The organism is Halioglobus sp. D3-4 (assembly GCF_055809315.1).
Genome location: NZ_CM147907.1, coordinates 4,644,195 through 4,663,312 on the forward strand (window position 1 = coordinate 4,644,195; position 19,118 = coordinate 4,663,312).

A 19,118-nucleotide genomic window follows, 5' to 3' on the forward strand; every position below is an offset into this window, starting at 1 on the left:
GACCACATGGCGTTCGTAAGGGTGTTAAAACGGTTTGAGAACCGCCAGCAGTACGATGACAAACAGGAACAGTACAGGGATTTCATTGAAGAACCGGTAAAACACGTGGTTGTGTCTATTGCGATTTTTGTTGATTGCGCGCACATAACGGCCGCAGATGAGGTGATAGACGACAAGACATGTGACGCCGCCCAGTTTCAGCCACATCCAGCCGCTTGAGAAATAATAGTTCGGGTTTTGCAACAGCATCGCGACACCCAGCGCGATTGCAATCACCATAAAGGGTGTAACAAAGCGGTACAGCCTGCGCGCCATTTCTGCCAGTTGCTCGCGCACCTGCGCGTGTTCCGTGGCGGCATAGTACACAAAGATTCGCGGCAGATAGAACAGGCCCGCGAACCAGCATACCACGAAAATTATATGAAAGGCTTTCAGCCACAACATGGGTCGCCCTCTGCGTTCGCGACGGAATTAACTCACTGGCGCATGCCGGTCAGTGTATATGTCTCAATACTCTCGAGCGTCAACACCCCGTGCAATATCTGCTTGCCGGTATTCGGGCTGCGATCATACACACACACGGCTTCGGTTGTCTGCTCGCGCATTGTATCCATTGCCTGTCGCAGCGTCGCCTGTATCGGGAGTGGAGATGTCGCCAGGCGTCTAATGCCGGCACCGGTCAGGTCCACGGTCTCCTGCTCAAACGGCGCCTGCTTTAGCCAGTCCAGCAGTTCGCCACCATTCACCAGATAGAGATCGTCGCCGTCGCGCTCCACCACGCACCATACTGGCTTGAACTCCAGCAGTGGCTCAAAACCCTCGCGTGTCAGCATCAGGGGCACGCGCACCGCGCGAGTATCCATAGTGGACGAAACGCTGGTGCTATGAAGCAACTGGTTGAGCGGGTCGTGAGGCACGACACGCTTCATTTGCTCTAACATCGCCTGGTGGGCAGAGCGCTGCCTGAACAGGCCGGTGCTGGTGAGCGTTGCGGTGACAATCGCAAGCATCGCTGCCATGCTGATACTCAGTGATTGCGTCATTTCAATCACGGCCAGTATCGCCGCCAGCGGAGCGTTGAGCACCGCACCCATGGCCGCACCCATGCCGATGACTGCATAGAAGGTCGGGTCTGAAGCCAAGTCCGGCATCAACGCGCTGCCCGCTGCGCCGATCAGGCCGCCAATGCACGCACCCATTATCAGCATCGGGCCTATCAGCCCCAGCGGCATGCCTACCCCAACGCTGACAGCAGTTGCAACCAGTTTGCACAGTGCGATCGTCAGCAGCGCGGAGAGCGCAAGTTTGCCGTGTATGGCAAGCGTCAGTGTATCGTAACCCAGGCCCAGAATTTCCGGGACCAGCAGTGCAAGCCCTCCGGTAACTATCCCGGCCACGGTAAAGCGCAGTGCCACGTAAGTGTTTGAAAATCGCGCCGCGAATGTGCTTAGGCGCACGAAGGCTGCCACGGCGGTGCCGCAACAGAGCCCCAGAAGCATGACGTAGGGAAGTTCCAGCATGGAGTTAAGCTCCAGCGGAGGCAGGCTGAACAGCCAGGTGTCTGTGGACAGGGAATGGCTCACCGCCGAGGCAGACACCGCTGCCAGCATCACCGGGATAAAGCCGACCACGCTGTATTCCGCAATAATCACTTCCATCGCAAAAAGGACACCTGCCAGAGGTGTTTGAAAGGCTGCCGCTATACCGCCTGCGGTGCCGCAGCCTATGAGAATCCGCAGACTGTTGTTGGGTAAGCCCAGCCACTGTCCGAACAGGCTGTTGATGGCCCCACCAAGGTGAACGCCTGGACCCTCGCGGCCGCCCGATTGACCCGTAGCGAGGCCGAAGACCCCGCCAAAAAACTGCACCAGAGCGTTGCGTAATGGCAGGATGCTGTAGCGAGAGTGCATGCTGCTGATGACATGTACGATGCCTGTTTCCCTATCCTGCGGCTTCAGCAGGGTGTAGGCCAGCCCCAGTATTGCCGCGCCACCAGCGGGCAGTGCAAAAATCATCCACCGGGGCAGGGATTCGAAACCTTCCCCGTTCTCGCCGATACCCAGCAGAATACTCAGCTCCCGGATGGCCAGTTCAAAAGCTAGTACGATCAGTCCGGACGCGACTCCGCCGACCACGCCGAGTACGGAGTAGGCGAGAATGGAGTCGTAGTTGACTAACAGGCGCCTGTAGTTATTCAGCCAGTGTTGCACCGTGTTACCGCTTGGTTGCCCCAAAAATACAATATTAACAGTTATCTTGGCGCGTATTGCTTTTATACTGTCGCCCCGAAGATGATATGTATCGATTACTCGGGGTCATTCGGGTATGCGTGCAGCCCGTGAAGATATTCAGTGTGAGGATTGGAACGCAAGATGGTAAAGGTTGGCATAGTGGGGGGCACCGGATACACAGGTGTCGAATTGTTGCGCTTATTGGCTGCCCATCAGGACGTGGAAGTGGTAGCTATCACTTCGCGGGCTGAGTGTGGCCGGCGTGTTGACGATTTGTTCCCGAACCTGCGCGGTCACTATGATCTGGCGTTCAGTGAGCCCGATGTGCCAATGCTGGCTGCCTGCGATGTGGTCTTTTTTGCAACACCGCACAATGTCGCGATGAATATGGTGCCGGAGTTGCTGGCAGCTGATGCCCGGGTTATAGACCTCTCCGCAGACTATCGCATCCGCGATGCCGCGCTGTGGTCGCAGTGGTACGGCGAGCCTCACGCCAGCCCCGAGTTGTTGGGCGAGGCCGTGTACGGCTTGCCTGAACTCAATCGCGAAAAAATTGCCGGTGCGCGGTTGGTAGCTTGCCCGGGATGCTATCCCACATCAGTACAACTCGGGTATATGCCTTTATTGGCGCGTGGTCTGGTCGATCCGACACACCTTATTGCGAGTTCCGCGTCCGGTGTCAGCGGCGCCGGCCGTCAGGCCAAGGTGGACAACCTGCTGAGCGAGGTCTCGGACAGCTTCAAGGCGTATGCGGTTTCCGGACATCGTCATCTGCCCGAATTGGAACAGGGGTTGTCGGATATCGCCGAACAGAAGGTCGAGATCACGTTTGTACCGCATATGTTGCCCATAGTACGGGGTATTCACTCGACACTGTTTTCCCGCGTCAACGACAGCGGTGTCGATCTGCAGGCGCTGTACGAAGACTGGTATAGGGATGAGCCGTTTGTCGATGTGCTGCCGGCTGGAGTCTTTCCGCAGACCCGTACGGTGAAGGGTGCCAACAGGTGCCAGATCGCAGTGACAGTGCCGCAGGAGCGCGATACCGTCGTGGTGATGGCCGCGATAGATAATTTGGTCAAGGGGGCATCCGGTCAGGCTGTGCAGAACATGAATATCATGCTCGGCTTGGACGAAAGTGCTGGTTTGCGACAAGTCGGCCTTCTGCCTTGAGTCATCACTTTAGATGAACGCAAACCCTTCTCCGATTTCGCGTTTACTGGATCAACTCGGGCCGAAGTTAATACTCGCGTTGTTGTTACTGTTGGCACTGACCTTTCTGGCAGGTGTCTATATCGGCCGCCAGTCTGTCTATGATGCGCTGGAGGTCGGGCCCGAAACGGCCCAGAGCATGTTGTCGGAATTGTCTGATTTGCGGGAGGCCCTGCGGGTTACTCGCGGTGATCTGGAAGTGCAGCGGACCCGACACGAGGTCGACAGGCAGGCATTGGAACTTCTGCGGATTGAAATGGCCGCGGAGAAAGAGCGCACGGCGGGTCTCGAAGAGGGGCTGAGCTTCTACCGCAGCATGGTGGTTTCTGAGGATCAGGGAAGCGGGCTCAGCCTGCGTCAGCCCGAACTGGTGGCTGGGGCTGCACCGGGGCGTTGGAAGTACCGGTTTTTTGTGCAGCAGAAAGAGCGCGAGTATGAAATGGTGGAGGGCGCTCTGTCAGTTCAGGTATCGGGTGTCGAGGGTGAGCAGGAGGTCAGTTACCCGCTGTCCGAGCTGTCCGGTGATTTCGGTGAAGCGGCATCGACATTGCATTTCCGATATTTTCAGGCTATAGAAGGCGAACTGGTATTGCCGGATGGGTTTGCGCCCCAGAACATCACACTGGTGGCCCGCGCCAGCAAGCCACACAAGTCCAAAGTGAAGAAACAATTCCCCTGGGAAGTGCAGGAGCGATTTATCAATGTTGGGAAGTAAAAAGTCCGTCAGTGTCTCCGGGGGAACCACTCTGATATCTCATGACACCGTGGTTGCCGGTGACGTGCATTTCTGTGGCAACCTGGACGTTGAGGGTCTGGTGCAGGGGAATATTATTGCCCAGTCAGGCAAGGAGGCACTGCTGCGCGTCGTAGGTAAAGGGCGAGTGGAAGGTGAGATTCGTGTGCCCCGCGTTATCGTAAACGGCCTGGTTACCGGCGATATCTACTCCAGTAAACACCTGGAGTTGGCATCCAAAAGCCGGGTTCATGGTAATGTTTTCTATACCATGGTGGAAATGGCAGCTGGTGCCGAGGTCAATGGTAGCCTCACGCATATGACCGATACCGGGGCTGCTGCAGAAAATGCGGCGCCACCGGCCAAGCTGGAGGGCAGCAAAGAGGGCAAGCCTGCTCCCAAGGCGTCGCTTGCTAAAGTTGACTAATTTAGTCGGACTTATGATAATAAGCGGCCGAAACCCTGTGAGACGGTCTATACCGAATCTGGAATACATCGATGTCTGTTGCTGAAACATTCAATCCATCAAGCATTAACCTGTCGGCCCGCGCCATTCAGAAAGTGCGCGACCTGGTGGCAGAAGAGGAAAATGACCAGCTGAAGCTGCGCGTGTTCATTACCGGTGGAGGTTGTTCCGGCTTCCAGTACGGGTTTACCTTCGATGAACTTGTCGCCGATGATGACACCGCATTGCAAACCGATGGCGTGACACTGGTGGTGGATCCGATGAGCCTGCAATACCTTGCCGGATCGATAGTGGATTACACCGAGGGGCTGGAAGGTTCGCGCTTTGTCGTTAACAACCCAAATGCGACAGCCACCTGCGGCTGTGGGTCATCGTTTTCAATCTAAGCGCAGCCTGAGTTTCTGGTAGCGCCCTGGTATATCCCGCCGAGTACACGCCCCCCTGCCGCTCCCGTTACAGCTATGGCGTTGCCGTCAAGCCCTCGCAGGGTACGGTCTGCGAGCCAGGCGAAGGTGGCTGCTTCGACCCAATCGGGGTCCATGCCCAACTGTGCCGTGCTGGCCACGATCGCAGGCGCCATTTGGGTGGCCAGACGCGCCATCAAATGTGCGTTTTGGCTGCCACCGCCGCACACATACACTTCGGAAATATCAAGCGCGCAGCCCTTGATGGCCCGCGCGATACTGACAGCTGACAGCTCCACCAGAGTGGCTTGAACGTCCTGAGTAGTAACGCCTGAAAACGCGTCGAGGTTCCGGTCCAGCCACTGCAGGTTAAATATTTCCTTGCCGGTACTGCGGGGGCCTGTTTGCTGGAAGTATGGGTGTCCCAAAAGCTGCTCCAGCAGGGCGGTGTGGACCTGGCCGCTCGCCGCCCACGCGCCATCCCTGTCATAGGGTTTGCTCCTGTGGCGGAGAATCCAGTGATCCAGCAGGGTATTACCCGGTCCGCTATCAAACCCCATCTGCAGCTCAGTGCCGCATAAAATGGTGGCGTTGGCGATTCCGCCGATGTTCACAATTGCCCGATTGACACCCGGTTTAGCGAGAACGGCGGCATGAAACGCTGGCGCCAGTGGTGCGCCTTCACCGCCGGCCGCGATATCCCGTCGCCGAAAGTCGGCGATGGTGGTGATACCGGTAACTTCTGCAATGGTGTTGGGGTCGCCAATTTGCAAAGTAAAGCAGGCTGGATCGCTAGTGTTAGCCGAGGGTGGACGGTGACGTATCGTCTGGCCGTGGCTGCCAATCGCCCTGACCTGCGCGGCCTTGATGTCGGTTTTAGCCAGCAGCTGCATTGTCGCCTGGGCGAACAGCAGGCCAATTTCTCTGTCCAGGACCCCCAGCCGCTCAATCTCGTTCTGCCCGGGATGACTAATTTCAGCGATCTGCAGTTTGAGTTGTGCGGGAATGGTGTGCTGGTGTGTGGCGAGAATCTCTACCCCGTCATCACGGCAGCGCAGCAGCGCGCTGTCGACAGCGTCCACGCTGGTGCCGGACATCAAGCCTACGTAGAGTGGGTCGTCACCGCTCAAGTTAGTTGGTGGCAGCGTTTGAGTCAGGCGTATTGTGCATTGCCAGGCTGTTGCTGGAGCGCAAAACCGCTAGCTGGAAATTAGGCCGGTTGATCGCGCGGCGGAAGTTTTCCATTTCTTCTTCGGGCAGCTTCTGCGCCTTTGGCAGGTCCTTGTAGATAGTGCGAGGGTTGCGATGCACGCCGTTTACGACAAACTCATAATGAAGGTGCGGGCCGGTGGCGGCTCCGGTGGAGCCGACAGTGCCGATGACCTGGCTCTGCGAGACCCTTTCTCCCGCACTCACCAGACGTTTTTGCAAATGCAGGTATTTTGTGACGTATTGGTCACCGTGCTGAATGAAAACGTAGTTTCCATTGCTGCCGCTGTAGCCCGCTTTCAGCACGCGGCCATCTCCGGCTGCATAGACTGGTGTGCCTGTGGGCGCCGCGTAATCGGTGCCTCGGTGTGGTCGTGTCGTTTTGTAGATCGGGTGTAGGCGACGCATATTAAAATTGGAGCTGATGCGGGTAAAGTCCAGTGGGGCCATGAGGAATGATTTGCGCATGCTTACGCCATCCTCATTGTAATAGTTGGTATCCCCGTTGCTGTCGGTGTAGCGAAATGCATTGAAGGTTTCACCCTGATTGGTGAACGATGCCGCAATAATGTCGCCGTCCTTGAATTTTTCACCGTCTACATACTGTTCCTGATACACCAGTTGCATGGTGTCTCCGCGGCGCGGATCGAGCGCAAAATCCACGACTCCGCCGAAAATGTTGGCCATATCCATTATCATGCTCTGGGAGAGACCTGCTTCCTGGCCTGCCAAAAACAGTGAGGAGGTGATTACGCCGGTGGTCCACGCTTCGCGCAATTCTGGTGCTCGAACTTCCAACTGGCTCTCGAACCCGGTTTCTGTGCGCAGATAGGTTACGGTTTCAAGTTGCGACTTGGTATGCCGCACACCGATCAAGCTGCCCGAGTCATCTTTTTGAAAGGCGATGGTCTGGCCGGGGAATATCTTTTCCAGCGATTTGCCATCGGTGGAGTGATTGACGATGTCGTATACGTCCTGATCGCCGTAGCCGGCGCGTTTGAATATCTGCGAGAGGGTATCACCATACTGAATTTCCTGATCCTGCCATGAAGGCTGGGGAAGTGAGGCGGTGGTTGTCCACTCAAGCGTCTCTACGGGAATGGCAAAATGGTTTTTCAGTGTGGTTGATACTGGGCTTATCAGGCTTGGGCTGGTCAGGCTTGCCCACTGGATATCCTGCTCGCTGGGCGCATCGGCGGCGCCCAATGTCACGCCAGCGACAACCGCAGTGGCGCCCAGAGCGGCCAGAAATCGCTTGCGCGGGAATTGGGACGCGAGTACTGACAATAGATTACCGCGGGTATCCAGAGACCCGGACGATCGTTTCACTGCTGACATGGTCTAGTAAATCTATTTTGTAATTGTAGCCGCTAGTATATTGAAAAGCCTCGGAAATTCAACCTTTGACTCAGGTTCGGGGCTTGCTTTTGATAGGGGGTGTTGTATCGTTGGCGCCCGCTGAATGCCTTATTAATCATTAACTTGGAACATGGCTCATGAGCAACGCCCTACTCGATGACCTTCGTGCGCGTGGTTTGATCTTTCAGGTGGCAGGAGAAGACGATCTCCCGCGCTGGCTCGAGGGTGGTGTTCGCACGCTGTATTGTGGTTTTGATCCTACTGCGGACAGCCTGCATATAGGCTCATTGGTGCCTTTGTTGATGTTGCGCCGCTTCCAGCTTGCCGGCCATAAACCCCTTGCTTTGGTGGGCGGCGCCACTGGCTTGATCGGCGACCCCAGTTTCAAGGCCCAGGAGAGGCAGCTGAATTCCCCCGAGGTGATCAACGGCTGGGTTGAAAAGATCAGGCAGCAGGTGTCGCGTTTCATCGAGTTTGATGACGGCCCAGCGTCCGCCGAGGTGGTTAACAATCTCGATTGGACCGCCGAGTTGGATGTTCTGACGTTCCTGCGCGATATCGGCAAGCACTTCTCTGTGAACGCGATGATCCAGAAAGAGTCGGTGAAGCAGCGAATCGAGCGTGAGGGCAGCGGCATCAGCTTTACTGAATTTACCTATATGATCCTCCAGTCTTTCGATTTTGCCGAGCTCAATAAGCGCTATGACTGTAGCCTACAGTTGGGGGGCTCCGATCAGTGGGGCAATATTACGGGGGGGATTGACCTCACGCGCAGGTTGCATGGCAATCAGGTGTTTGGTCTTACCATGCCCTTGATCACCAAGTCTGACGGCACAAAGTTCGGAAAAACAGAATCCGGAACGATATGGCTGGATCCGCAGCGCACCTCGCCCTATGCCTTCTACCAGTTTTGGCTGAGCGTTTCCGATGCGGATGTGTACCGGTTTCTAAAATACTTCACTTTTCTCGATGTCGCCGCGATCGACGCGCTGGAGGCCGCCGACGCCGAGCGCAGTGGTAGGCCCGAGGGGCAGGCGGTCCTCGCTCGTGAGGTCACTTTATTGGTACATGGGCAGGAGGGATTGGACGCGGCGCAGCGAATTACCACCGCACTGTTCAATGGCTCCCTGACGGACTTGTCTGAAAGTGATGTCCTGCAACTCCGCCTGGATGGGTTGCCCGCAAGTACGGTGGCTCGCACCGATTTCCCAGAAACGCTAACCCAGATGCTCACCGATGCCGGTGTGGCTGCCAGCGGCAAGCAGGTCAAGGATGCGCTCGGCCGGCAGGCTGTGACAGTCAATAACCGGGTTGTCGGTATGGAGGACAATGCCAATGTTGCGGGATGTTTCCCGCCGGATGAGGCGATTTTCGGTCGCTTTTATCTTGTCCGTCTCGGGAAGAAGAAATACCACCTTTTCGAGCTGAGCTAGCGCTGGTGTGGGATAGAGAATCTCCGGGAGCGCTTGTCGCGGCGGAATATGAAATTTCTTCACTAATCTTTCGCAAAATCGCTTGCTCCTTTCAAGCGCTGTGCGTATAGTGCGCCTCGCTCTTGAGAGGGAGCAGGGGTGCAACCCCGGCAGCACAAAAACTGACCAGTTTTCAAAAGTTTAAGTGCGGCTTCTGGGTTACAACCTGAAATGAAAAAAAACGGCGTGATATGATTTTTTTGGTTGCCAAGAACGCGGTGATCAGTATAATACGCCTCCCCGATGCAGCACTGCTCATCGGATATCTGAACCCCGGCGGTATCAGATGTTGTTTAACAATCAGATGAAGACAGATGTGTGGGCACTTGTTGGGATAGTTGTCGCAACTATTCAGATACAACAAGTGACTCATTAATTCATTGTAATTTTTGATTTTCGAATTGTATCTGAGCCTTAGATTTGGGTGTTGAAGTGGGGTTAACCACGTAAACATCCCCTCTTGTCTCTTGAGGCAGAGGTAAAAGATTAAACTGAAGAGTTTGATCATGGCTCAGATTGAACGCTGGCGGCAGGCTTAACACATGCAAGTCGAGCGCGAAAGCACTTCGGTGTGAGTAGAGCGGCGGACGGGTGAGTAACGCGTAGGAATCTACCTGGTAGTGGGGGACAACTTGTGGAAACGCAAGCTAATACCGCATACGACCTAAGGGTGAAAGTGGGGGACCTTCGGGCCTCACGCTATCAGATGAGCCTGCGTAGGATTAGCTTGTTGGTGAGGTAAAGGCTCACCAAGGCGACGATCCTTAGCTGGTCTGAGAGGATGATCAGCCACACTGGAACTGAGACACGGTCCAGACTCCTACGGGAGGCAGCAGTGGGGAATATTGCGCAATGGGCGAAAGCCTGACGCAGCCATGCCGCGTGTGTGAAGAAGGCCTTAGGGTTGTAAAGCACTTTCAATTGGGAAGAAAAGCTAAACGTTAATAGCGTTTAGCCCTGACATTACCTTTAGAAGAAGCACCGGCTAACTCCGTGCCAGCAGCCGCGGTAATACGGAGGGTGCGAGCGTTAATCGGAATTACTGGGCGTAAAGCGCGCGTAGGCGGTTTGTTAAGTCAGCTGTGAAAGCCCTGGGCTCAACCTGGGAACTGCAGTTGATACTGGCCGACTAGAGTATGAAAGAGGGAGGTAGAATTCCATGTGTAGCGGTGAAATGCGTAGATATATGGAGGAATACCAGTGGCGAAGGCGGCCTCCTGGTTCAATACTGACGCTGAGGTGCGAAAGCGTGGGGATCAAACAGGATTAGATACCCTGGTAGTCCACGCCGTAAACGATGTCTACTAGCCGTTGGGAGACTTGATTTCTTAGTGGCGCAGCTAACGCAATAAGTAGACCGCCTGGGGAGTACGGCCGCAAGGTTAAAACTCAAATGAATTGACGGGGGCCCGCACAAGCGGTGGAGCATGTGGTTTAATTCGATGCAACGCGAAGAACCTTACCAGGTCTTGACATCCTGAGAACTTTCTAGAGATAGATTGGTGCCTTCGGGAACTCAGAGACAGGTGCTGCATGGCTGTCGTCAGCTCGTGTCGTGAGATGTTGGGTTAAGTCCCGTAACGAGCGCAACCCTTGTCCTTAGTTGCCAGCACATAATGGTGGGAACTCTAAGGAGACTGCCGGTGACAAACCGGAGGAAGGTGGGGACGACGTCAAGTCATCATGGCCCTTACGACCTGGGCTACACACGTGCTACAATGGAACGCACAGAGGGCTGCAAAGGCGCGAGCTGGAGCGAATCCCACAAAACGTTTCGTAGTCCGGATTGGAGTCTGCAACTCGACTCCATGAAGTCGGAATCGCTAGTAATCGTGGATCAGAATGCCACGGTGAATACGTTCCCGGGCCTTGTACACACCGCCCGTCACACCATGGGAGTGGGTTGCAAAAGAAGTGGGTAGACTAACCTTCGGGAGGTCGCTCACCACTTTGTGATTCATGACTGGGGTGAAGTCGTAACAAGGTAGCCCTAGGGGAACCTGGGGCTGGATCACCTCCTTAAACGATAGTGACACTACCTGATGAGTGTCCACACATTTGTCTTCATCTAATCGGTTGATGCGAAAGAAATCACGAGCGGACCTGTGACCCACTGATGAATATCGGCGGGTTTTGGCGCAGGATGCTGGTGGGCTGGCAAGGCGCGATGCGAGAGAGGGAGGGAGCGTACATGAGTACGTGACTGACTGAACGAGTATTGCAACGCGGCCAGGCCGGCAGCAGACAAGTCAAAACAGGCCTGTAGCTCAGTTGGTTAGAGCGCACCCCTGATAAGGGTGAGGTCGGCAGTTCAAATCTGCCCAGGCCTACCAAATCGCTCCAGCTCTTCGTTGCCGCAACGCTCATGTGCTGTTCGCACACTACGCGTCACGGCGCCTCGATCTGAAACGATTTGGTTTACTTGGCAGGCTTTGTGGTTGCTGGTGACGCTTTTGAGGGGCTATAGCTCAGCTGGGAGAGCGCCTGCCTTGCACGCAGGAGGTCAGCGGTTCGATCCCGCTTAGCTCCACCACTTCTTTTAGGTAACACCAGCACGTCTTCATTTGAATGTTCGTCTCGCATCACTGAGATCAGAACGAAGTCCATTGGATTGAATGGACTTCGTTCTGGTTTTAACAACCGGAAAGTTCTTTAACAAGGTAAATTAAGCTGATTCTTTGAATTGTAGCTTGGCAGTCGGAAGTCCTTCGGGGCTGATGGGTGACAAGAGCGATTCATAGATAAATTGTTCTGTAGTAGCGGGTTTCAATTCCCCGTTGCTACAACGAGTTGTAATAAACACTGTGACTTAAGCGTCACAAACATCCGGCGGGCAAAGACTTTGATCGGTCTTTGTCTACTAAGTACCTGGCCTGTGTTAAGGGGGTCGGGGAACTGTCTTCTTGGCGTTTGATTTGGTTTTGCAGTTTGAAGCCAAAGTGAGCGATCCGAAGGATCTTGCAGTTTGAGGTCTGAAGGGAACAGATAACTTCGGTTATATGGTCAAGTGACTAAGCGTATACGGTGGATGCCTTGGCAGTCAGAGGCGATGAAGGACGTAGTAGCCTGCGAAATGCTTCGGGGAGGTGGCAAACAACCTTTGATCCGGAGATGTCCGAATGGGGAAACCCACCTGGTGTAAGCCAGGTATCCTGCACTGAATACATAGGTGTAGGAGGCGAACGAGGGGAACTGAAACATCTAAGTACCCTTAGGAAAAGAAATCAATTGAGATTCCCCCAGTAGCGGCGAGCGACCGGGGAGTAGCCTGCAAGTGATAGCAGTTGTGTTAGTGGAACGGTCTGGAAAGTCCGGCGATAGAGGGTGATAGCCCCGTACACGAAAACACGATTGTGGTACTGAGCTTGCGACAAGTAGGTCGGGACACGTGTTATCCTGATTGAAGATGGGGGGACCATCCTCCAAGGCTAAATACTACTGACTGACCGATAGTGAACCAGTACCGTGAGGGAAAGGCGAAAAGAACCCCGGAGAGGGGAGTGAAATAGAACCTGAAACCGTATACGTACAAGCAGTGGGAGCCCCATCACTAAGCGATTTGGTGATGAGATTGTCACGAAGTAATTTGTTAGGGTTAGCGTCGCGTAGCGACGATCAACCGCCCTAAAGAAGCAGATTGCTTAGTGATGGGGTGACTGCGTACCTTTTGTATAATGGGTCAGCGACTTATTGTCTGTAGCAAGCTTAACCGTTTAGGGGAGGCGTAGGGAAACCGAGTCTTAATAGGGCGACATAGTTGCAGGCAATAGACCCGAAACCGGGCGATCTAGCCATGGGCAGGTTGAAGGTGCCGTAACAGGCACTGGAGGACCGAACTCACGTATGTTGAAAAATGCGGAGATGACCTGTGGCTCGGAGTGAAAGGCTAATCAAGCCCGGAGATAGCTGGTTCTCCTCGAAATCTATTTAGGTAGAGCCTCGCGTCTTACCCTGGGGGGTAGAGCACTGTTTGGGCTAGGGGGTCATCCCGACTTACCAACCCCATGCAAACTCCGAATACCCAGGAGTACAATCGCGGGAGACACACGGCGGGTGCTAACGTCCGTTGTGAAAAGGGAAACAACCCAGACCGCCAGCTAAGGTCCCTAATACCAGTTAAGTGGGAAACGATGTGGGAAGGCTTAGACAGCTAGGAGGTTGGCTTAGAAGCAGCCATCCTTTAAAGAAAGCGTAATAGCTCACTAGTCGAGTCGGCCTGCGCGGAAGATATAACGGGGCTAAATTGGTAACCGAAGCTGCGGATGCTTACTTCCTTCGGGTTGTAGGCATGGTAGAGGAGCGTTCTGTAAGCCGTTGAAGGTGAACCGGGAGGTTTGCTGGAGGTATCAGAAGTGCGAATGCTGACATGAGTAACGATAAGGGGGGTGAAAAACCTCCCCGCCGGAAGATCAAGGTTTCCTGTCCAACGCTAATCGGGACAGGGTGAGTCGGCCCCTAAGGCGAGGCAGAAATGCGTAGTCGATGGGAAGCGGGTTAATATTCCTGCACTTCTTATTATTGCGATGGAGGGACGGAGTAGGCTAGGCCATCAGGGCGTTGGTTGTCCCTGTTTAAGGTTGTAGGCTGGGGTTTTAGGTAAATCCGGAACCCCCAGGCTGAGAGCTGATGACGAGTGTCTTCGAAAGGAGACGCGAAGTGGTCGATGCCATGCTTCCAAGAAAAGCTTCTAAGCTTCAGATAATGAGGAACCGTACTGTAAACCGACACAGGTGATCAGGTAGAGAATACCAAGGCGCTTGAGAGAACTCGGGTGAAGGAACTAGGCAAAATGGTACCGTAACTTCGGGAGAAGGTACGCCGGCTTTGGTGATGGGACTTGCTCCCTGAGCTGAGGCTGGTCGAAGTGACCAGGTGGCTGCGACTGTTTATTAAAAACATAGCACTGTGCAAACACGTAAGTGGACGTATACGGTGTGACGCCTGCCCGGTGCCGGAAGGTTAATTGATGGGGTTATCTTCGGAGAAGCTCTTGATCGAAGCCCCGGTAAACGGCGGCCGTAACTATAACGGTCCTAAGGTAGCGAAATTCCTTGTCGGGTAAGTTCCGACCTGCACGAATGGCGTAACGATGGCCACACTGTCTCCACCCGAGACTCAGTGAAATTGAAATCGCAGTTAAGATGCTGTGTACCCGCGGCTAGACGGAAAGACCCCGTGAACCTTTACTATAGCTTCACAGTGGACTCTGACTTTACTTGTGTAGGATAGCTGGGAGGCTTTGAAGCAGTGGCGCCAGCCATTGTGGAGCCAACCTTGAAATACCAGCCTGGTAACGTTGGGGTTCTAACCCAGGTCCATTATCTGGATCGGGGACATTGTGTGGTGGGTAGTTTGACTGGGGCGGTCTCCTCCCAAAGAGTAACGGAGGAGCACGAAGGTTGGCTAATCCTGGTCGGAAATCAGGAGGTTAGTGTAATGGCACAAGCCAGCTTGACTGCGAGACTGACAAGTCGAGCAGGTACGAAAGTAGGTCATAGTGATCCGGTGGTTCTGTATGGAAGGGCCATCGCTCAACGGATAAAAGGTACTCCGGGGATAACAGGCTGATACCGCCCAAGAGTTCACATCGACGGCGGTGTTTGGCACCTCGATGTCGGCTCATCACATCCTGGGGCTGAAGCCGGTCCCAAGGGTATGGCTGTTCGCCATTTAAAGTGGTACGCGAGCTGGGTTTAGAACGTCGTGAGACAGTTCGGTCCCTATCTGCCGTGGGCGTTGGAGAATTGAGGGAAGCTGCTCCTAGTACGAGAGGACCGGAGTGGACGAACCCCTGGTGTTCGGGTTGTGTCGCCAGACGCATTGCCCGGTAGCTACGTTCGGACAGGATAACCGCTGAAAGCATCTAAGCGGGAAGCCCCTCCCAAGACTAGTTCTCCCTGAGACTTTACGTCTCCTGAAGGGCCGTCCAAGACCAGGACGTTGATAGGCTGGGTGTGTAAGCGTTGTGAGGCGTTGAGCTAACCAGTACTAATTGCCCGTGAGGCTTGACCATATAATCCAAGTTATTTGTTGTTGTCGGTGTTGTGTTATCAGGCAACGGACGCGTGAGCGCCGCTGCTGAAGTGATGCGGGCCGTGTGCAACAGGTAAAAGGAAGACAGAACGTTGGGTGTTGTGACAAGTCCAGTGTAGCAACTTAGAAAGACAGAACAGACAGCTTGATTTACCACCCTATTTGTTGAGACGAGGCAGTCCCCCGGGACGTGAGACCGACGACGACAAGCCAGTTTGCCTGGCGACCATAGAGCATTGGAACCACCTGACCCCATCCCGAACTCAGAAGTGAAACGATGCATCGCCGATGGTAGTGTGGGGTTTCCCCATGTGAGAGTAGGTCATCGCCAGGCTTTAATACCAAACCCTGTAGTACATCGTGCTGCAGGGTTTTTTTATGGAACACGGAAACGTTACACAGGTGATGGCTGATTCATAATGACAAACTAATGTATAGCGCCGTTGTTATTCGGTAGAATAGCGCGCTTTTTAGCCCCTAGGGGTGATTAAACAATGCCTGTATGATCAGGTGCAATTAAGGTTTTTGTCGTATGGCTGATAGCAATCTATCCAATCAGATCAACAAGCGAAGGACGTTTGCTATTATTTCCCACCCCGATGCGGGTAAGACCACAATCACCGAAAAGCTGCTGCTGCTGGGCAATGCGATTCAGGTGGCGGGGAGTGTTAAAGGCAAGAAAGGCCCCCATGCAACTTCCGACTGGATGAGTATGGAGCAGGAGCGGGGTATTTCTGTCACGTCCTCAGTGATGCAGTTCCCGTATCACGATTGCACCGTAAACCTGCTGGATACACCGGGTCACGAAGATTTTTCCGAGGATACCTATCGTACACTCACAGCGGTGGACTCTGCGTTGATGGTGATTGATGGAGCGAAAGGTGTGGAGGACCGTACCATCAAATTGATGAATGTGTGTCGATTGCGGGATACCCCGATTTTCAGTTTTGTGAACAAGATGGACAGGGATATCCGTGACCCGATTGATCTGCTGGATGAGATCGAAGAGGTTCTGCAGATTGAGGGTGCACCGATCAATTGGCCGATAGGGATGGGTCATGAGTTCAAAGGCGTCTACAACCTCTATACGGATACAATTCATCAGTATTCAGCAGGCAAAGGCAGTGTGTTGCCTCCCGATGTGCGTATCGAAGGTCTTGACAGTGCTGAAGCCCGCGCACTTCTTGGCGATGAATACGAGACATTCTGTGAAGAAATTGAGTTGGTACGCGGTGCCAGTCACTCCTTCGATGTTGATGCATTTCTCGCGGGTAAATTGAGCCCGGTATTTTTTGGTACGGCCCTCGGCAATTTTGGCGTGCGGGAAATGCTGGACGATTTTGTCCGCTGGGCGCCCCCACCTCTGGATCGCAATGCAACCGATCGCACTGTGAGTGCTACCGAGGGCAAATTCAGCGGCTTTGTTTTCAAAATCCAGGCCAATATGGATCCCAGACACCGGGATCGCATTGCGTTTATGCGTGTTTGTTCAGGCCGCTATCTCAAGGGCATGAAGATGCAGCACGTGCGTATTGGCAAGGATGTTAAAATTGCCGACGCGGTAACCTTTCACGCGGGTGAGAGAGTGTTGGTGGAGGAGGCCGTGTCCGGGGATATCATTGGTCTGCATAACCACGGCACTATCCAGATTGGTGACACGTTTACTGAAGGTGAAGCTCTGCAGTATACGGGTATTCCGCATTTCGCCCCGGAGCTGTTTCGCCGCATCCGATTGACAGATCCGATGAAATCCAAACAATTGCAGCGCGGGTTGCAGCAGTTGTCTGAAGAGGGTTCCACACAGGTGTTTTCACCAATCAATTCGACTGATCTGGTGGTGGGTGCAGTGGGGCCGCTACAGTTTGATGTGGTGGCCTATCGCCTTAAGGATGAGTACAAGGTGGAGGCGCGCTATGAGCCGGTCAGTGTGTACACAGCGCGTTGGATCCATTGCGACGATGCGCGCAAGTTAGAGGAGTTTCGCAAGAAAGCCGCGGAACACCTGTCTATCGATGGCGGCGGATATCTGACCTATCTGGCACCGACACGTGTCAATCTATCGCTGATGGAGGAGCGTTGGCCTGATCTGGAGTTCAGGTCAACGCGGGAGCACTAGGACGTTCAGGCCAGTAGCTTTTCAATATCCCGGGCAATTGCCTTGGGCGTATCCTTGGGCGCGTAACGTTTGATAACAGTGCCGGATCGGTCGATCAGGAATTTGGTGAAGTTCCACTTGATGCCCTCGGTGCCGAGCGCACCGGGTGCCGCTTTCTTGAGGTATTTGAACAGCGGGTCTGCGTTGGCCCCGTTGACATCAATTTTGCCGAACATCGGGAAACTCACGCCGTAATTGAGCTGGCAGAACTCCATAATTTCGTCATTGCTACCCGGGTCCTGTTTGCCAAATTGATTGCAGGGAAACCCGAGAATCTCCAGCCCCTTGTCTTTGTATTTTTCGTACATCTCTTCAAGGCCGCCGAACTGCGGGGTAAATCCACATTTCGAAGCGGTATTGACCACCAACAGCACCTTGCCTTCGTAATCCTGCAGCGACTTTTTCTCACCGCTCGGTGTGTCGCAGCTGTACGCGTATACATTGTTACTCATGGTGCTCTCTCCACAATGGGTTGATCAAGCCACCTGGGTTTGATGGAAGTGAACCTGCTCCATTAAAAGAGTCAGGCGCTTGCGCTGCATTTTGAGAGAATACTCCAGAGTTTTCAACTTGGTATGCAAGGCCGCATTTTCCCATCGCTGCTGAAGTTGATGCTTGCCTTCTTCCAGCGCATCGCTTAGCTGGACCTTGGTACGCTCGTAGCGCTCTGCTTGCAGAGTAGTCCATTGATTGATGGACTCGGTAAACAGCTGGTATTCCCGTTCCAGTGTCGCCAGCAGGGACTCGCTATCCTTGGATTGCTCGAGTTTATTGCGAGCACGGATAAATGCCGTGTCGAGAATGGCTCGCTGAATTTTGAAATCGGAGACGCGGTTCAGGTTGCGTGCGAGACCCAAGCGGTTGCACAGGGCAATCATCCACTTGGTGGGATCCCACTGCCACCAGCGTATGCCGTTGCGATAGTCCGCCTGAAAGATGTGGTGGAAATTGTGATAGCCCTCGCCATAGGTAAGAAAGGCGAGAAAGCCGTTGTCGCGTGCGCTATTGCTCTCGGTATAGGGCCTGCTGCCCCAAAAGTGGGCCAGGGAATTGATGAAAAATGTGACGTGGTGGTTGACGACCAATCGCAACAGGCCGACCAACAGCACAGTACCAATAATATCGCCGTGCCAGATTCCCAGCAGGATCGGCAGGCCCAGATTCATCAGCAAGGTGAGGGCGATGTAATGCTTGTCCTGCCAGACTACAATCGGGTCGCGCAGTAGGTCTTGCGCGTTGCTGTAATCCTGTGTGTTAGTCTTGTACTTACGTAGCATCCAGCCCATGTGACTGAACCACAAGCCGCGCCCGGCCGAATAGGGGTCGAGATCGACATCATCCACGTGGCGATGATGCCTGCGGTGATCAGATGCCCAGATCAAAATACTGTTCTGTAACGCGCCAGCTCCCCAGAACGCAAAAAACCACTTCAGTACCGGGCTGGCCTCATACGCATTGTGCGACCAGAGTCGGTGATAGCCGCCGGTGATTGACATGCCATTGAGGTAAAGGAAAGCCAGTGCCCAGAGCCACTGAAAGCTGTCGTAGCCGTGATAAATCCCCCACAGTGGAACCAGTAGAAGTGCGGCCAGTGGTAAGCCGATGAAAATGATAACGTTCACCATATTTAATGGTGGCTTATTGGTGTCTTTTTTCATGAAGGTTATCGAGTCTCGTAGTTTATTTCTGGTGACGCAATAGTGTCGTCAGCGCAAGCGTCCAAAGCGCTCGCAAGGGTAGCACGGATTGTCATAATGCAGTTTACCAGTTGCCAGCTGTCAAATCCTGACTATTGTTGAGCCTTACCCTGAGACAATGATTTTACCGTGTTAGTTCCGCAGGTA

The 19,118-nt window shown here is 54.0% G+C and carries 12 protein-coding genes, 2 tRNA genes and 3 rRNA genes; 11 read left to right on the forward strand and 6 right to left on the reverse strand.

The annotated features are described in order from the left end of the window. Window positions 1–24: 24 nt before the first annotated feature. Window positions 25–444, reverse strand: a complete 420-nt coding sequence (locus AC0L6S_RS20545; protein ID WP_473425977.1) for a CopD family protein — start codon at window positions 442–444, stop codon at window positions 25–27. A gap of 32 nt (window positions 445–476) precedes the next feature. Beyond that, window positions 477–2,210 (reverse strand): chloride channel protein, encoded by a 1,734-nt coding sequence (locus AC0L6S_RS20550; protein ID WP_473425978.1) that lies wholly within the window; start codon window positions 2,208–2,210, stop codon window positions 477–479. Window positions 2,211–2,372: 162 nt separating this feature from the next. Here AC0L6S_RS20550 and argC point away from each other — a divergent pair, with 162 nt between their 5' ends. From argC to erpA, 4 genes are all read left to right on the forward strand, one after another. Then, complete coding sequence (gene argC / locus AC0L6S_RS20555; RefSeq protein ID WP_473425979.1) at window positions 2,373–3,404, forward strand: N-acetyl-gamma-glutamyl-phosphate reductase; 1,032 nt, start codon at window positions 2,373–2,375, stop codon at window positions 3,402–3,404. Between the two features lie 13 nt (window positions 3,405–3,417). Then, on the forward strand, window positions 3,418–4,158 hold the full coding sequence (locus AC0L6S_RS20560) for a DUF6776 family protein (RefSeq protein WP_473425980.1): 741 nt from the start codon (window positions 3,418–3,420) through the stop codon (window positions 4,156–4,158). Further along, window positions 4,145–4,603 carry a bactofilin family protein gene (locus AC0L6S_RS20565; protein ID WP_473425981.1) on the forward strand — a complete coding sequence of 153 codons (459 nt, stop codon included), beginning with the start codon at window positions 4,145–4,147 and terminating at the stop codon, window positions 4,601–4,603. Before AC0L6S_RS20560 ends, AC0L6S_RS20565 begins: the two co-directional genes overlap by 14 nt. A 71-nt stretch (window positions 4,604–4,674) precedes the next feature. Further along, on the forward strand, window positions 4,675–5,028 hold the full coding sequence (erpA, locus tag AC0L6S_RS20570) for an iron-sulfur cluster insertion protein ErpA (RefSeq protein WP_473425982.1): 354 nt from the start codon (window positions 4,675–4,677) through the stop codon (window positions 5,026–5,028). Here erpA and AC0L6S_RS20575 read toward each other — a convergent pair. Further along, on the reverse strand, window positions 5,025–6,176 hold the full coding sequence (locus AC0L6S_RS20575) for an anhydro-N-acetylmuramic acid kinase (protein ID WP_473425983.1): 1,152 nt from the start codon (window positions 6,174–6,176) through the stop codon (window positions 5,025–5,027). The genes erpA and AC0L6S_RS20575 overlap by 4 nt on opposite strands. Before the next feature lies 1 nt (window position 6,177). Then, window positions 6,178–7,593, reverse strand: a complete 1,416-nt coding sequence (locus tag AC0L6S_RS20580; protein ID WP_473425984.1) for a peptidoglycan DD-metalloendopeptidase family protein — start codon at window positions 7,591–7,593, stop codon at window positions 6,178–6,180. Between the two features lie 158 nt (window positions 7,594–7,751). Between AC0L6S_RS20580 and tyrS the strand changes: the two genes are divergently transcribed. The 7 genes from tyrS to AC0L6S_RS20615 all read left to right on the forward strand — a co-directional run bounded on the left by tyrS (window position 7,752) and on the right by AC0L6S_RS20615 (window position 17,235). Continuing rightward, window positions 7,752–9,047: a tyrosine--tRNA ligase gene (gene tyrS, locus AC0L6S_RS20585; protein WP_473425985.1), complete on the forward strand. Its 1,296-nt coding sequence runs from the start codon at window positions 7,752–7,754 to the stop codon at window positions 9,045–9,047. A gap of 527 nt (window positions 9,048–9,574) precedes the next feature. Continuing rightward, a 16S ribosomal RNA gene (locus AC0L6S_RS20590) occupies window positions 9,575–11,108 on the forward strand. Between the two features lie 234 nt (window positions 11,109–11,342). Next, window positions 11,343–11,419 (forward strand) — tRNA-Ile (locus AC0L6S_RS20595). Between the two features lie 124 nt (window positions 11,420–11,543). Continuing rightward, a tRNA-Ala gene (locus tag AC0L6S_RS20600) sits at window positions 11,544–11,619 on the forward strand. A 468-nt stretch (window positions 11,620–12,087) separates the two neighbouring features. Then, window positions 12,088–15,099 (forward strand): 23S ribosomal RNA (locus AC0L6S_RS20605). 238 nt (window positions 15,100–15,337) lie between these two features. Further along, a 5S ribosomal RNA gene (gene rrf / locus AC0L6S_RS20610) occupies window positions 15,338–15,453 on the forward strand. The 16S, 23S and 5S rRNA genes sit together here with 2 tRNA genes alongside, the layout of an rRNA operon. A gap of 198 nt (window positions 15,454–15,651) precedes the next feature. Beyond that, complete coding sequence (locus tag AC0L6S_RS20615) at window positions 15,652–17,235, forward strand: peptide chain release factor 3 (RefSeq protein ID WP_473425986.1); 1,584 nt, start codon at window positions 15,652–15,654, stop codon at window positions 17,233–17,235. A gap of 5 nt (window positions 17,236–17,240) precedes the next feature. On the opposite strand, the gene AC0L6S_RS20620 is transcribed toward AC0L6S_RS20615, so the two are convergent. Then, window positions 17,241–17,726: a glutathione peroxidase gene (locus AC0L6S_RS20620; protein ID WP_473425987.1), complete on the reverse strand. Its 486-nt coding sequence runs from the start codon at window positions 17,724–17,726 to the stop codon at window positions 17,241–17,243. A gap of 24 nt (window positions 17,727–17,750) precedes the next feature. Further along, window positions 17,751–18,932, reverse strand: coding sequence for an acyl-CoA desaturase (locus tag AC0L6S_RS20625; protein WP_473425988.1), 1,182 nt, complete (start codon window positions 18,930–18,932; stop codon window positions 17,751–17,753). Window positions 18,933–19,118 lie beyond the last annotated feature (186 nt).